Annotated in this window: 1 rRNA gene; it reads right to left on the reverse strand. The window is 53.7% G+C overall.

Going from position 1 to position 255, the window contains the following annotated elements:
• Positions 1-255, reverse strand: a 16S ribosomal RNA gene (locus E0D98_RS26660); the annotation flags it as partial.

The following is a 255-nucleotide window of genomic DNA, read 5'->3' on the forward strand; positions in this document are numbered from 1 at the left end:
CTGACTTAACAAACCGCCTGCGTGCGCTTTACGCCCAGTAATTCCGATTAACGCTTGCACCCTCCGTATTACCGCGGCTGCTGGCACGGAGTTAGCCGGTGCTTCTTCTGCGGGTAACGTCAATGAGTAAAGGTATTAACTTTACTCCCTTCCTCCCCGCTGAAAGTACTTTACAACCCGAAGGCCTTCTTCATACACGCGGCATGGCTGCATCAGGCTTGCGCCCATTGTGCAATATTCCCCACTGCTGCCTCC

Source organism: Escherichia sp. KCJ4928 (genome assembly GCF_004352695.1).
Lineage (GTDB): Bacteria > Pseudomonadota > Gammaproteobacteria > Enterobacterales > Enterobacteriaceae > ECMA0423.